We start from the raw sequence: 13,386 nt of genomic DNA on the forward strand, positions 1-13,386 counted from the left end.
CTGGCCCATTCCTTACGCTTTTAAGGCGTCCTCAAGGAGCGTTTCGATGAAACGCGGAAGGGCGAAAGCCGCCCGATGATGTGCCGGTGTGTAATAGCGGGTCTCGATCCCCGCCATACGTTCCGTAAGCGTCGCCTCACTGACCGAGAGTGCTTCCGGATCGTCGCTCGACCATCCCAACGTCATGTGCCCGCCGAAATAGGTGGGCACTGATACGAGATAACAGCTCGTCGTCTCGAATACCGAGGAAAGCCCCTTCATCGCCTTGGAAAACTCCTCAGGCTGTAGGAAGGGAACCCCGTTCTGGGACACGACGATGCCTCCCGGGCGCAGGATGCGCTTCAGGTTCCTGTAAAAATCGGTGGTGAACAACACCGCGCCCGGACCTGTGGGATCGGTGGAATCGACAAGGATTACGTCGAAACGCTTATCGGTTTCCGCCGCAAAAACCGCGCCGTCGGCAATCTCTACCTGGAAACGGGGATCTTCAAAGACTGGCGCATTGAAATCGGCGAAATGCTCACGCGAGAAATCGAGCACCGAGGCATCGATCTCCACCTGGGTCAGGGTGCCGACGCGCTTGTGCTTCAGCACCTCTTCGGCCAAACCGCAATCGCCGCCGCCGATGATGAGAACATCGGCGGGGTTTTCATGAGAAGCGAGCGGAACGTGCGCCAGCATCTCATGATAGATGAACTCATCCCGGCTGCTGACCTGCACCGCGCCGTCGAGAACGAGAACTTTTCCAAAGACCGGGTTTCGGATCAGCGAAAGCTGATGGTGTCCCGTTCCTTCCTCGTAAAGCACCTCGTCGACATCGAAAACCATACTGATGCCGTCATGGAGGGTTTCCGATATGGTTTTTCGATCGCTCACGCGTTTCGTCCCCGAAGCAACTCGTTCACATCCATGCGGCCAGGAGCGAATGCTTCCTTCAAGACGTCAATGCACCGCTCGGGCTTTGCGTCACCGCACATGAAAATGTCCAGCGCTGCATATTGCCGCTCCGGCCAGGAATGGATCGAGATGTGGCTTTCAGCCAGCACGGCAACGCCGCTGATCCCGCCATTCGGCTCGAATGGGTGCAAGTGGATATGCAAGAGAGTCGCACCGGCTGCGTTCACGCAATCGATCAACGTTTTCTTGATGTATGGCAGATCGTCCAGGCGTTCGGCCTCGAACAGATCCACGATAAGATGCGAGCCGGCGCAAAGAACGCCGTCCTTCTCGATAAAGTGATCCTTGTCGTCGCAAACCGCAGTGGCGGGCTGCGCGGTGGTGCTTTCTTCCTTTTGGGCGGTGTTCAGTACAACTGAATCCATCCCCAATTGGAAAAGGGCGTCTTGAGACATGGCGTCCTCTCCAACCAGCAGATGCTCAACCTGATCATTCAGGAGTGTGGCCCGTATATATGCAACGAAAGTCGGGACGCAAGCACAATCATACGCAATCCTTAGGGCACATATTGGCTTTGAGGGGCGCCCCCTGCATCCTTCCTGTTCAGAAGCGCTGCTATAGCGACTATGTTTTCGATATAATATTCACCAAAAAATATCAGTATAAAAAGGGCGTTTATTTCACAAAATTCACGAGATAAATACCTCCTTCATCATGTATATTACCCTAAACATGACGACGAAGACCAATATTTGTTATAGCTTTTTCATGGTTGATATTTTTTCTGATTGGTTACGCGCCAATAGTTTGGATTCTCAGTTCCTTAAACGAAACCTGGTGGATCATCCCCTTCCCATTTTTTTGATCGGTCTGGGGGCCGGCGGCGGCGACAGATTCCTTGACCTGTCTGGAGAGGCGGCTTGGGAAATGGTTGCCGAGGCGCTGACGGCGAGGATCCCTGAACTGACCTCGCTGATTCGAACCGTGCGGATGCGTGTGCCGAAAAGTTTCGAGGCTAACGAGGAAAGGGGAGGTCGCGCCTACACTTACGACCGAGGCCCGAAGAGCTTACCCTTCGTTCATTGCCCCTATAAAGGGACCGCTTCGGATGTTCTTACTGTCGCCCATGAGTTTTCGCATGCGCTGCAGATCGTTGCGTCCAGGCGCACCGCAATGCCGCCAATGGCTCGCGAACTATGCGCTTTTGTCGGGGAGCGCTTGCTTCTCACCTGGTTACGCGACAACCAGCCATCCTTATCTCCTTTTATGGAGACGGCGTGGTTGGCAGACAATTCCAGCTATCTTGGTACCAGTCTGCAATCGCTTGTTCGTGCTTTGGAGGACGGTAGCGACGTATACGACTACGCCTGGAATTATCCGGTAGCGCGGCTTCTGGCTCATGCAGTTGGGTATGAATGGTCCAGCGGCAAAACAGCTTTGCTCTTCAAAAGCGGCGCGAAGGCACCGTCTCATTTAGCGGAGTTTTATGAGCGGGCGCACATTCTGCCACAGCGGTATGTCCTTCCCGCGTTGACGGACACAGGCGGCACTGTCGCCAATCTCTATCGACAGATTGGTGCACTTTTGTTGTTGGATCTCCAGCGACAGGGAGCCGACACGTTCGAAGAAGCTATCGGCTCGCGATACGCACATCTTTTTCAGGCCATGCAGGGACGCAATGTGTTCCTTGCAACCGATCGGGAGCAGGTGCCGCTTGGTTATATCCTGTGGCAGTGCAGAGAGGGAGGCAAGCCGACCGGGTTTGAGCGCCGGATCGCGTGTGCGCAGCGTCTTCCCGATTTGCTTACGGCCTTCGAAAACCATTGCCCGCAGGCGGCGGCCGAGCTCCGCCGCACCACCCCGGACAACATTGTGGGAGATTTCGTGTCATGAAGCCGATCGATCTGTATTCGGGTGTTGGCTATGCGCTGGAACTTCTGGCACGCTCTGGAAACCATCGGGGTTTCCCTGTGAAACGGTACCTCGACGTGGAAATCCTGCCCCCGTTACATCTAGGTCAGGCGAGATTTTATCTCACCCCCGACGGGATTCCCACGGGTTTCGTCAGCTGGGCGTTTGTCGATCTCGAAACGGAGAAAACCATCCTGCAAACAGGGCGCGCACTCGCCTTTCACGAGTGGAGAAGCGGGGATCGCCTGTTCTTCAACGATTTCATCGCGCCGTATGGCACGGCGCGCGAAATTATCTCCGATCTCCGGAAGAACATCTTTCCTGGCTGCCGCGCGACCAGCGTGCGGCGAGCATCCGATGGCGCGCTTCGCTCCGTCAAGCGTTGGAGAAGCAGCGCCTAGTCGCAACACCCGAACCGACCCCTTGCAGGGCGTTGGTTTAGAAGGAATGCCCCGATGTATTTCGTGTCGGGTGCATACCGGTGAACATTATTCGCCGGTGAAACCGCCGATTGTTCGGCTTCATACTCAAAACATATTTAAAAACAGGACTTTGATAATGTATCATGAGTTTCAGATTGACTACCCTGGCATTGATGCACCCGTCAGCTTCGGTGGCGGCGGCGAGGGAGCCGAAAGTCTCGGCCACACCGTTGGCGCTGCTGTCGGTTCGTTCGTTGGCGGAGCCATCGGCGGTTACTTCGGAAGCGTGCCGGGGGCCGAGATTGGTGGCGCAGTCGGAAACACGGTCGGCGGCCTTATCGGCGGTGCCATCGAAGACGCTGTGGCTTAATTTTCAGCCGCGTTAGCCAGATAGCGTAGTGCGAAATTGCTCGCACGAAGGTTGGGGGCCGTGCACGTCCGCGGCCCCCGCCTGACAATGCGCTCCTACCAGGTTTTTTTATGACGCAACGCTTCAAGACGAGTGAACAGGGCGTTCCCCTGTCGTGGTTCACAACGACACTGGGCAAGCATATTCCATTATATGCTGAGCTTACGTTTTTGGCTGTCTGTGTGCGGCTCATAGGGCTTCTGGAGCCCTTCGTGTTTCAGGTGGTGATTGATCGGATCTTGCCGTTTCAGCGTGAAGCATCCCTGATCGTCGTTGTGATCGTCATGATTGGCGCCAATGTATTTCAGCTCTGCTTCAACCTGCTTGCAGCATTTCTGGGCGTTTCTGTCGCAAACCGCCTGACCTTGGAACTGGGAACACGGCTGTTTGAGCATCTGTTCCGATTGCCATTGCGCCATTTTCGCAAATGGCCGGTCGGCGAAACTCTCTCGCGGATCGGCGAGACCGATACGATCCGGGCGTTTCTTGTCGGTCTTACCACCGGTGCTTCACTGGATCTTTTCTTCACCTTTCTCTATGTCGCCGTTCTGTTGTCGATTTCAGGGCAATTGACACTGGTCGTTGCGGTGGCTCTGCCACTCCAGGCGGCATTGTATCTGTGCTTTGGCCCCATGCTGCGAAAGCGGCTGCGTGTCCAGTTCGACACGGGCGCTCGACACCAGGCGCGGCTGGTTGAGAACCTGACTGGCATGACGGCCGTGAAAGCACTAACGGCTGAGACCGCGATGCTGGCGCGGCTGCGGCAAACGCTTTCCCAAACCCTTCAGGCTTCGCGAAGGGTCTACACGATGAACGCCGTGAGCGGCCAACTTGCCATGATCTGTGAGAAAGGCGTTTTCATTGGAGTAATCTATATCGGAGCACAGCAGGTGTTTGCCGGTGAACTCACATTGGGCCAGCTCATCGCTTTCCAGCTCATTGCAGAGAAGGTCGCAGCCCCCATCGCAGGCTTTTCAAAATTATGGCAGGATTGGCAGAATCTCCGTGTCTCGCGTCAACGCTTAGGTGACATCCTGAGCAGCGAGCGCGAGCCCTTCGGCGAGAAAAAGCGTCTCCCAAACGGGCTTGAACCCCGGCTGGAATTCCGGTCTGTCTCCTTCTCCTATTCTATCGATCAGAAGCCGGTCCTGGACCGCGTTGACCTTGTGGCAGAACCTCACACCTGCACCCTTGTTGTCGGGCCGTCGGGAGTAGGGAAGTCGACATTCGGGCGCCTGGCTGCCGGGCTGGAAAAGCCGCAGGAAGGAGCAATCTGTATTGGTGGCGAGGATCTCAGCGGGTACGAACCGGAGAGCGTTCGGTCGCGGATCGTTTATGTTCCTCAAGACCCCTATCTTTTTTCGGGTACGCTCCGCGAGAATTTGCAGTTGCGATGCCCAGACGCAACCGATGCGGCGCTGCGCGATGCGCTTGCGGTCGCGGCTGCGGATGATCTCGTCGACCGATTGCCGCTTGGGCTCGATACGCCGGTAGGCGAGCAGGGGAATGCCTTGTCTGGCGGGCAGAGACAACGAATAGCTATCGCCCGCGCAGTGCTTCAAAGCCCGTCCGTTCTCATACTCGATGAACCGACCAGTGCGCTTGATGAAGCCTCACAGCGGCGAATGGTGGCGGAGCTGATGCGGCTCAGGAGAACGATGACGGTGATCGTGATCACACACAGGCCGGATGTTTTTGAAGGCCGAGATCAAATCATCGACTTTGCTGCAGGAAAAAATCATGCGCCTGTTTGACACATCGGGTGCAGCCTCCCCGACATTGCATCTCACCGTGCTGATCAGCACGACCATCTTCATCGTCACTCTCATTGCGGCGTGCCTGTTGCGTGTTGAGGTTACCGCACGCGGAACCGTACGGCTCGTTCCGCTGGACAGAGTGCAGGTGGTGCAGGCCGAATATCCTGGCTCCATCACAGGGATCCTCGTGCGTGACGGTGTCAGTGTCAGCAAAGGAGAGCTGTTGCTAACACTCGATGCCACCCCCGCCGAAACAAAACTTCTTACGCTGGTCGAGGAAGAAGCGCGCCTGAAGCGCGAAAACGTCCGCTTCGCCGCTTTCCTGTCCGAACTCGTCGTGCTGCGCGACGGGGGAGATATTGGCAACGGTAAAGAAGACACCTCGTCAACCAGGGCAGGAGATGCTGCTGATGAGGCCATGCAGGCGCGCCTTCTCGAAGCCGAACTCAAGGACTTTGCAGATGGGTTGGCCGCGGCCGATGCTCGCCTGGACGTCAATCGAAAGGCCATGGAGGTTCTGCAGGGTCGGATTGCCCAGGCGGATACCGCACTCGCCGTTCAGGAAGAGCGACTACAGGCAGCGGAAAAACTCATGAAACGTGGCATTTCTTCACGCGAAGCCTATCTGAAGGTACGCGCAGCCTATGACGATATTCGCAGTGCGAGAGATGTTCTCAAACGCGAGATCGCAAAAACCGCCGCGGAGGCTTCCGTCCTGGACGCCGAGCGGGCAGGGCTCTTCAGCACGAATTACAACAGGTTCATGCAAAAACGAGACGGGATCGAGGCGCGATTGGCCGCGTTGCGGCAGGAACGCCGGGCGCTGGAGGAAAGAGTGGCCGCCACGCAGCTACGCGCTCCTGTATCGGGCACGGTCGAACAGCTCTCCGTAACCACCGTAGGAGGCGTTGTCCAGGCTGGACAGGATCTGATGCGCGTGGTGCCAAACGACAGCCAGCTCGAGTTCGAGGCCTTGTTTTCGAATGAAGACAGCGGGTTTCTTGAAGCAGGACAGAAAGCGCGTATTCGTCTTGATGCCTATCCTGCCGAACGCTTTGGCGCGATGATGGCCACGATCACTGATATCGCAAGCGATTCGATCGAAGTTGGAGGCAGCGGCCGCTGGGGGTTCGTCGTGCGGCTGAAACCCGAGGGTGATGCGTTGCAGTCACCGGCAGGGCGGTTGGCTTTGCGACCGGGGATGACCGGCAGTGTTGATGCCATCACGGGAGATCGCCGATTGATCAGCTATTTTCTGGCACCGATCACCGCACAGTTCAGTCAGAGTCTGGGCGAGCGCTGACAGGACTTGGCAAACTCGTCGCAAATCCCTCCTGAGCGGATGGTTTCGCGGGCAGGCTTGTTGTAAGGCTTGACCCGGATTGCTCGATGTCAGGGGGAACAATGCCGGACCATATGATCTTGTTGGAAAGCACGGATTTGCGTGTTCGGGTTTCCCCACGCTTTGGTGTCGTTGTCGACGGATATCATCGGAATGGCCGGCCGTTCATGCGGCCGTTTGCGGGCGATAACGATGCGTTCGGGCCGACGGATACGGCGTGTTTTCCGATGGTGCCTTTTTCCAATCGGGTTGGCGGGAACACATTCGACTATGAAGGCCGGACCTACACGTTCGAACCCAACGATACCCCACCATTCTACATCCATGGCGAGGGCTGGAAGAGCGATTGGACCGTTGTAGAGCGTACAGATGGTTCTGTGACGCTCGAAATGGAGCATGAGGGCAATACACGATCCCCGTACACTTATAGAGCCGAGCAGCGGTTCATGCTCGATCAAAATTGCCTGACAATAACAATCGAGGTGGAGAACAGGGGCGGGGACGCCATGCCGTTTGGCCTTGGTTTGCACCCATATTTCCCCAGAACCTCCGGCATGACCCTGGAGGCACCTGCGCAATCCTGGTGGACTGAAGACGAATACCACGTTCCGGACCGCAACGAGCCGCTGCCTGAAACAGTCGATTTTTCAAAACCCCGGCTGCTGCCTGATCACGGGCTCAATCATTGTTTCGAAGGATGGAACTGCCGGGCCAGGTTCGTCTGGCCAGAGCTGGGGCTTGGGGCGAGCATCGATACCGATCCGGTCTTTTCTCGCTATATGCTCTTTTCACCGCCGCCTGACTTCGAGTTTGTCTGCTTTGAACCCATGTCTCATACGGCAAACGGTTTTCACCACGCAGGTTTCGGTGGCCTTCGTCGTCTTTCTCCAGGCGAGATGATGGGCGGGAGCATGCGCCTGACGGTGGACGAAATTCCGTAGGCGTTATCGGGTCGAACCCTCCCAACACATATTCTGCGCGCAGCGGCGTGCAGCAGTGAGAGAGGCGCGGGTGGCGCGTTTTTCTTGCGGAGCCGGCTCGTTGGTATTCATCCGCAAGTCGCGGTCCAAACTTGAACCCGCCCTTGGACATCAATAGATCGCATAAGATAGATTATGGAACTAGCGAATGTCTGCTCATGATGCAATATCGACCTTCTGAACGCTTGCGGCTTCGAAAAGCGCGGCTGGTTCAGCGGAGAAAACCGCATCGTGCGCTCCTGCTGCTGCCCACACCACATCGAACCCAAGAAGGCTCTCGTCGCCAAAACGCGCAACCTCGTCGGGCTGCCCGAGTGGTGAAACGCCTCCGATTGCAAATCCCGTAACATCGCGGATGTGCCGCGGATCCGCGCGTTTCAAGGGTTCACCGACCAGCGCCGCTGCCTTGCCGGTATCCAGCTGACGGCTACCCGAAACCAGAAACAAATAGAGCTTCTGGCTTTGCTCGCCTTGAAAGATCAGGGATTTCACGATCTGGGCGACGCTGCAGCCACATTGGTTTGCCGCTTCTTCAGCGGTTCGTGTGGATTCGCCCATGCGTTTGATTTCGATTGCCAGCCCGGCCGCATCAGCCGCTTGCTGCACCCGTTTGATGCTCTTGCTCATTCCATATCCTCCTCAATGGGCAACTCAAGCACCATGCCGTCAAAGGCCGGTTCCACGTGGTCCGGCGTTTCCCGCAACACGGTCTCATAATCGAGCGGTATGTGCATGTGTGTCAGCACTGCGCGTCTTGGGTTGAGACGCTCAATCCAGCCCAGCGCTTCCCCAAGCGAAAAGTGGCTTGGGTGCGGACGATATTGCAGTGCATCGATGATCAGCGTGTCGGCACCTGAAATCAGCTCCGGAGTGTCGTCCGGAAAGGCGCTGACATCCGGGCAATAGGCGAAGCCGCCAATGCGATATCCGAGTGAAAGAATATCGCCATGTATCTGAGGAAGCGGAACAAATGGAATTTTCCCGCCGGCTCCCTGAATGGAAAATTTCGCCTCATGACTGATGGGACACGCCTTCAGGATCGGCGGATAATTGCTGCCTGGCGGCGTTTCGAAGCAATAGCCAAATGCTTCGTTCAGACGTTCCAGTGTCGGCTTGTCCGCATAAACGTCCATCAGGTGACGCTGATTGAGGACATAACCGCGAAGATCGTCGATACCGTGGATGTGATCTGCGTGAGGATGAGTATAGACGGCAGCGTCCAACCGGTCGACACCAGCAGAAATCATCTGTTCCCGGAAATCCGGTCCGGTATCGATGACAACACGTGTGGTGCCGCCGTTCTTCGAAATGCGCTCGACCATTGCTGCGCAGCGGCGACGCCGGTTTTTGGGATTTTCGGGGTCGCAGGCGCCCCAGTCGCCGGTAATCCGCGGCGTGCCTGGCGACGAACCACATCCCAGGATCGTCAGGCGCAGAACATCGCTCACCGCGCAGCGTCCCGTGGCACTTTGGTGAACAGCCGGAAAAAATTCTCCGTTGTCAGGCGCGCCGTTTCTTCCTCGGAAAGACCTATGGTTTGTGCGAGAACACGCGCCGTATGCACGACAAAAGCCGGCTCATTGCACTTTCCGCGCTTCGGGACCGGCGCAAGATATGGCGCGTCTGTCTCGACCAGAAGCCGGTCGTGCGGCACGGTTTTGGCGATATCACGCAGTTCCTGGGATTTGCGGAACGTCAGGATGCCCGAAAACGAGATATAACCTCCCAGTTCGACACCTGTCTTTGCAAGCGCGGCGCCGGAGGAAAAACAGTGCAAGATGAAGGGGAAGGCGCCCTTCCCTGTTTCTTCTTCGAGGATCGCCATCATGTCGTCATCGGCATTACGCGCGTGTATGACAAGCGGCAGTCCCGTCTGGCGAGCCGCTGCGATATGTGTTCGGAAGCCCTGAGCCTGAGCGTCGCGCGGAGCCTTGTCATAGAAGTAGTCGAGACCGGCTTCGCCGATCGCGACCACTTTTGGGTGCCCGGCAAGGCGCACGAGATCGTCAGCTGTCACATCCAGTTCCTCATCCGCATTGTGGGGATGGGTGCCAACGGAACAGAAGACGTTCTCATGCGCCTCGGCGATCGCGCGGATTCGCTCAAACTGGCGCACGCGGGTCGATATCGTCACCATGAGGCCGACGCCGACTTCCCCAGCGCGCTTGATGAAACCCGCCCGGTCCTCCTCGAAATCGGGGAAATCCAGATGGCAATGGCTGTCGACCAGCATCAATGTCAGGCCCCCTCACCGTCCGTTTTCGGCTCGACATAGCGTGGGAAGACCGGCTGTGGCGCCGGCAGAGCGGTGCCAGGCACCAGAGCGTTTTCGTCTCCCAGATGGGCAAACGTCCGTGCGTCCTTGTCGACCGCTAGAAGATCTAGCAGTTTTTCTGCCGACCCCGGTATGAAGGGCTGGCAAAGAATGGCCACCCGACGCACCAGTTCAGCGGTGGTGTAGAGCACGGATTGCATCCGCGCCGGGTCCGTTTTTTTCAGCGCCCAGGGCTCCTGCCCCGCGAAATAGCGGTTCGCCTCGGCCACCACGTTAAAGATCGCCCCGAGCGCCTGATGAAGAGCCTGCGTGCCCATGGCTCCGCGTGCCGTCTCCAGCGCTTCGCCGGCGCGCTTCAGAATGGCCAGATCCTCCTCGGCAGGTGTGCCCTTCTGAGGAACGGCACCGTCGCAATTCTTGGCGATCATAGAAAGCGAACGTTGGGCGAGATTGCCCAGATCATTCGCGAGATCAGCGTTGGTGCGGTTGACGATGGCATCATGGCTGTAGCTGCCATCCTGCCCGAACGGCACCTCACGCAGGAAGAAATAGCGCACCGCATCCAGACCGTAATGCTCAATCAGCGCGAACGGGTCGACTACATTGCCGACCGATTTGGACATCTTCTCGCCGCGGTTGAACAGGAACCCATGCGCGTAAACGCGCTTGGGCAGCTCTATGCCCGCCGACATCAGGAAAGCCGGCCAGTAGACGGCATGAAACCGCACGATGTCCTTGCCGATCACATGCACGTTCGCGGGCCAGTAAGACCACCGCTCGGCATTCGTGTCGGGATAACCGGCAGCCGTGATGTAGTTGGTCAGCGCATCCACCCACACATACATCACATGCTTTTCATCACCTGGTACCGGAACACCCCAGTTGAATGTCGAGCGCGAAATCGAGAGATCCTTCAGACCCGAGCGTACAAAGCTCATCACCTCGTTGCGGCGCTCGGCGGGACCGATGAAATCCGGATTGGCCTCGTAGTGGGCGAGGAGCTTGTCCTGATAGGCGGAAAGACGGAAGAAATAGGTTTCCTCCTCGTTCCATTCCACAGGTGAGCCCAGCGGTTCGCGGCGCACGCCGTCTTCGCCAACTGTCGTTTCGCTTTCGTCGAAATAGGCTTCCTGCCGCACGGAGTACCAGCCCGAATAGCGGTCCAGATAGATGTCGCCATTGTCGGCCATCTTCTGCCAGATCGCCTGGCAGGCGCGATGGTGCCGTTCCTCGGTGGTGCGGATGAACTGGTCGTTCGAGCCACCCAGCGCGGCGATCATATCGCGAAACACGGCGGTGTTGCGGTCTGCGAGGGCCTGGGGCGTGATGCCTTCCTTATCCGCTGTCTGTTGCATCTTCAGTCCGTGCTCGTCAGTGCCGGTCAGGAAGAAAACATCCTTGCCATCAAGCCGCTGGAAGCGCGCCATCGCATCTGTCGCGATCACCGTATAGGCATGTCCGATATGCGGTTTGCCGTTGGGATAGAAAATGGGCGTGGTGATGTAAAACTTATCGCGAGCCATTGGGAAGAACGTCCAGAAAACACATTGCTAGATGACGCCCAGATAGCGCATCGCGCATGCGCATGCCAGCCCAACACGCATCTTCAGGCATTGAATGCGGCATTAAGCTTCGCGGCAATGCCGGCGGCATGCTGCTTGCGGTCAAGATTGAAGGTTTCCGCATCCCGGATCGCTGTGTTTATTTCGTCCCAGAGGTCCGCTGCCGCTGCAGCCCCTCTTGTGTCGCCGGCTTCAGCGCGCCTCGTGGCAAACTGATTGATCATGTCCAGCACCGTGCGGTTGAAGATCGCAAACTGGACGTCCCGCTCGCGCCCGCTGACTGCTTCGCCAAGGCGCAAGGCTTCAGCGGCGTCAAACCTGCGCCCCGAGACCAGTTTTTGCAGGACGTCGGCGATTTCGGCTCCGCCAAACTGCGAGAGAAGGATCGCATTGCGCACACTGCCCTGGGCTCGTGCCGCAATCTCCTCATCGCTGTCACCATCTGCAGCACCCAATGTGCGCAACAAACCCACGAGATCCGGCGCTGCAAGCGGTTGGAGACGTACGATCTGGCAGCGCGAGCGGATCGTGGGCAGAAGCCGCCCGAGCGAATGGGTGATCAGGATGAAGACCGTTCGCGGTGGCGGTTCCTCAAGACTCTTCAAAAGTGCGTTTGCAGCGCTGACGTTGAGATCGTCCGCCGGATCGACAATCACGACCCGGTATCCGCCATCATGAGTTGTCAGCGACAAAAACCGCTGAATGCGGCGGATTTCATCCACGGTGATGACGGTTTTGAATTTCTTGTCCCGCTCCACGAAGGGCCGTGACAGGTGCAGCAACGAGGGGTGTGCATCCTGCGCGATCAGTCGAAAAGCCTGCGATTTGGGATCGGGCACCAAGAGGCGTTCGGGAGCATCTTCCGCCCGCGGATAGGCGAAAAGATGATTGGCAAGGTGAAAGGCGAGCGTTGCCTTTCCTATGCCCGGAGGACCGGCAAAAAGGAGTCCGTGATGCAGTTTACCTGCCCGATAGGCACCGGCCAGCATGTCGGCCACCCTTTCATGGCCCACCAGAAGCGGATTCTCCGATGGTTCAGGGATTTCCGGCAGTGTATCGAAACGTTCAGGCGCGGTGCGTTCCAACATCAGGCATCGCTCCTTTCACGTCCTGCCTCACGTTTGGCCATGGTCTGCTGAACGACGCGCTGTATGGCAACCGTGACCCTGTCGGCGGGCAGCGCCGCGTCGATCACGACACAGCGCGCCGGCTCGGCCTTGGCAATTTCGAGAAACGCTTTTCTTCGGCGGCGATGCGTCGCGAGCGCTTCTTTCTCGAAGCGGTCCGGCGCTTCGTCACCGCGTCTTGCGTTGGCCCTCCGCAGCCCCTCCTCAGGGTCGATATCCAGGATAAGCGTCAGGTCCGGGACCATGCCATTGACTGTGACACGTTCGAGACTTTGCATGAAATCGCGGCTCAGGTCGCCCGTCACCCCTTGGTAGACGCGCGAGGAATCCAAGAAACGGTCACACAGAACGATAGCTCCCCGCTCGATCGCCGGACGGATCACCTGCTCTACATGGTCGGAACGTGCTGCCGCGAAAAGAATGGCCTCCATCGCCGGCCCGAAAGGCTCGGCCGCTCCCGACAGAAGCACATGCCTGACCGCTTCGGCTCCGGCTGAGCCGCCGGGCTCGCGCGTAATGATCACTTCGTGCCCCTGCTCCCGCAGGCTGGCAGCAAGCCGCGTAATCTGAGTCGATTTTCCAGCCCCCTCGCCTCCCTCGAACGTAATGAAGAATCCGCGAGACAAGAGATCGTGTTCCTCTTCCGAATTGCGTGCGGCGTCATTGCCGGCAACGATCTACTTAGGCGTTCGTTTGTCCAAGGT

General features: G+C 57.7%; 14 protein-coding genes. 6 read left to right on the top strand and 8 right to left on the bottom strand.

What is annotated here, in order from left to right; all coding sequences use genetic code 11:
* Positions 1-12: 12 nt before the first annotated feature.
* Positions 13-876 carry a polyamine aminopropyltransferase gene (gene speE, locus H7H48_RS00430; protein WP_229446874.1) on the bottom strand — a complete coding sequence of 288 codons (864 nt, stop codon included), beginning with the start codon at positions 874-876 and terminating at the stop codon, positions 13-15.
* Positions 873-1,352, bottom strand: coding sequence for an adenosylmethionine decarboxylase (speD, locus tag H7H48_RS00435; RefSeq protein ID WP_229446875.1), 480 nt, complete (start codon positions 1,350-1,352; stop codon positions 873-875). Before speD ends, speE begins: the two co-directional genes overlap by 4 nt.
* Positions 1,353-1,629: 277 nt before the next feature.
* On the opposite strand from speD, the gene H7H48_RS00440 reads away from it, so the two are divergent.
* From H7H48_RS00440 to H7H48_RS00465, 6 genes are all read left to right on the top strand, one after another.
* On the top strand, positions 1,630-2,790 hold the full coding sequence (locus tag H7H48_RS00440) for a hypothetical protein (protein ID WP_229446876.1): 1,161 nt from the start codon (positions 1,630-1,632) through the stop codon (positions 2,788-2,790).
* Complete coding sequence (locus H7H48_RS00445; RefSeq protein ID WP_229446877.1) at positions 2,787-3,209, top strand: toxin-activating lysine-acyltransferase; 423 nt, start codon at positions 2,787-2,789, stop codon at positions 3,207-3,209. Before H7H48_RS00440 ends, H7H48_RS00445 begins: the two co-directional genes overlap by 4 nt.
* A gap of 157 nt (positions 3,210-3,366) precedes the next feature.
* Complete coding sequence (locus H7H48_RS00450) at positions 3,367-3,600, top strand: complement resistance protein TraT (RefSeq protein WP_229446878.1); 234 nt, start codon at positions 3,367-3,369, stop codon at positions 3,598-3,600.
* 110 nt (positions 3,601-3,710) lie between these two features.
* Positions 3,711-5,393 carry a peptidase domain-containing ABC transporter gene (locus H7H48_RS00455; RefSeq protein ID WP_229446879.1) on the top strand — a complete coding sequence of 561 codons (1,683 nt, stop codon included), beginning with the start codon at positions 3,711-3,713 and terminating at the stop codon, positions 5,391-5,393.
* Positions 5,380-6,699, top strand: coding sequence for an HlyD family type I secretion periplasmic adaptor subunit (locus H7H48_RS00460; RefSeq protein WP_229446880.1), 1,320 nt, complete (start codon positions 5,380-5,382; stop codon positions 6,697-6,699). The genes H7H48_RS00455 and H7H48_RS00460 overlap by 14 nt, the downstream gene beginning before the upstream one ends.
* 101 nt (positions 6,700-6,800) lie before the next feature.
* Positions 6,801-7,679: an aldose 1-epimerase gene (locus H7H48_RS00465; RefSeq protein ID WP_229446881.1), complete on the top strand. Its 879-nt coding sequence runs from the start codon at positions 6,801-6,803 to the stop codon at positions 7,677-7,679.
* A gap of 195 nt (positions 7,680-7,874) precedes the next feature.
* On the opposite strand, the gene H7H48_RS00470 is transcribed toward H7H48_RS00465, so the two are convergent.
* From H7H48_RS00470 to tmk, 6 genes are all read right to left on the bottom strand, one after another.
* Positions 7,875-8,345, bottom strand: coding sequence for a YbaK/EbsC family protein (locus H7H48_RS00470; protein ID WP_229446882.1), 471 nt, complete (start codon positions 8,343-8,345; stop codon positions 7,875-7,877).
* Positions 8,342-9,166 carry an MBL fold metallo-hydrolase gene (locus H7H48_RS00475; RefSeq protein ID WP_229446883.1) on the bottom strand — a complete coding sequence of 275 codons (825 nt, stop codon included), beginning with the start codon at positions 9,164-9,166 and terminating at the stop codon, positions 8,342-8,344. Before H7H48_RS00475 ends, H7H48_RS00470 begins: the two co-directional genes overlap by 4 nt.
* A complete protein-coding gene (locus H7H48_RS00480) occupies positions 9,163-9,951 on the bottom strand; it encodes a TatD family hydrolase (RefSeq protein WP_229446884.1) in 789 nt (262 codons plus the stop codon). The genes H7H48_RS00475 and H7H48_RS00480 overlap by 4 nt, the downstream gene beginning before the upstream one ends.
* Positions 9,952-9,956: 5 nt before the next feature.
* Positions 9,957-11,516 (bottom strand): methionine--tRNA ligase, encoded by a 1,560-nt coding sequence (metG, locus tag H7H48_RS00485; protein WP_229446885.1) that lies wholly within the window; start codon positions 11,514-11,516, stop codon positions 9,957-9,959.
* An 83-nt stretch (positions 11,517-11,599) separates the two neighbouring features.
* Positions 11,600-12,643, bottom strand: a complete 1,044-nt coding sequence (locus tag H7H48_RS00490; RefSeq protein WP_229446886.1) for a DNA polymerase III subunit delta' — start codon at positions 12,641-12,643, stop codon at positions 11,600-11,602.
* Entirely contained in the window at positions 12,643-13,308 is a 666-nt protein-coding gene (gene tmk, locus H7H48_RS00495; protein WP_229446887.1) for a dTMP kinase, read from the bottom strand. The genes H7H48_RS00490 and tmk overlap by 1 nt, the downstream gene beginning before the upstream one ends.
* Between the last annotated feature and the right edge of the window lie 78 nt (positions 13,309-13,386).

The organism is Nitratireductor sp. B36, from assembly GCF_020833685.1.
In the GTDB taxonomy this organism is placed as follows: domain Bacteria; phylum Pseudomonadota; class Alphaproteobacteria; order Rhizobiales; family Rhizobiaceae; genus Nitratireductor.

Bases quoted from the DNA above. Each gene is read 5' to 3' on its own strand.
- speD (WP_229446875.1), bottom strand. From the start codon at position 1,352: ATGTCTCAAGACGCCCTTTTCCAATTGGGGATGGATTCAGTTGTACTG.
- metG (WP_229446885.1), bottom strand. From the start codon at position 11,516: ATGGCTCGCGATAAGTTTTACATCACCACGCCCATTTTCTATCCCAAC.
- H7H48_RS00440 (WP_229446876.1), top strand. From the start codon at position 1,630: ATGACGACGAAGACCAATATTTGTTATAGCTTTTTCATGGTTGATATT.
- H7H48_RS00460 (WP_229446880.1), top strand. From the start codon at position 5,380: ATGCGCCTGTTTGACACATCGGGTGCAGCCTCCCCGACATTGCATCTC.
- H7H48_RS00470 (WP_229446882.1), bottom strand. From the start codon at position 8,345: ATGAGCAAGAGCATCAAACGGGTGCAGCAAGCGGCTGATGCGGCCGGG.
- H7H48_RS00465 (WP_229446881.1), top strand. From the start codon at position 6,801: ATGCCGGACCATATGATCTTGTTGGAAAGCACGGATTTGCGTGTTCGG.
- H7H48_RS00455 (WP_229446879.1), top strand. From the start codon at position 3,711: ATGACGCAACGCTTCAAGACGAGTGAACAGGGCGTTCCCCTGTCGTGG.
- H7H48_RS00480 (WP_229446884.1), bottom strand. From the start codon at position 9,951: ATGCTGGTCGACAGCCATTGCCATCTGGATTTCCCCGATTTCGAGGAG.
- H7H48_RS00490 (WP_229446886.1), bottom strand. From the start codon at position 12,643: ATGTTGGAACGCACCGCGCCTGAACGTTTCGATACACTGCCGGAAATC.
- H7H48_RS00445 (WP_229446877.1), top strand. From the start codon at position 2,787: ATGAAGCCGATCGATCTGTATTCGGGTGTTGGCTATGCGCTGGAACTT.
- H7H48_RS00450 (WP_229446878.1), top strand. From the start codon at position 3,367: ATGTATCATGAGTTTCAGATTGACTACCCTGGCATTGATGCACCCGTC.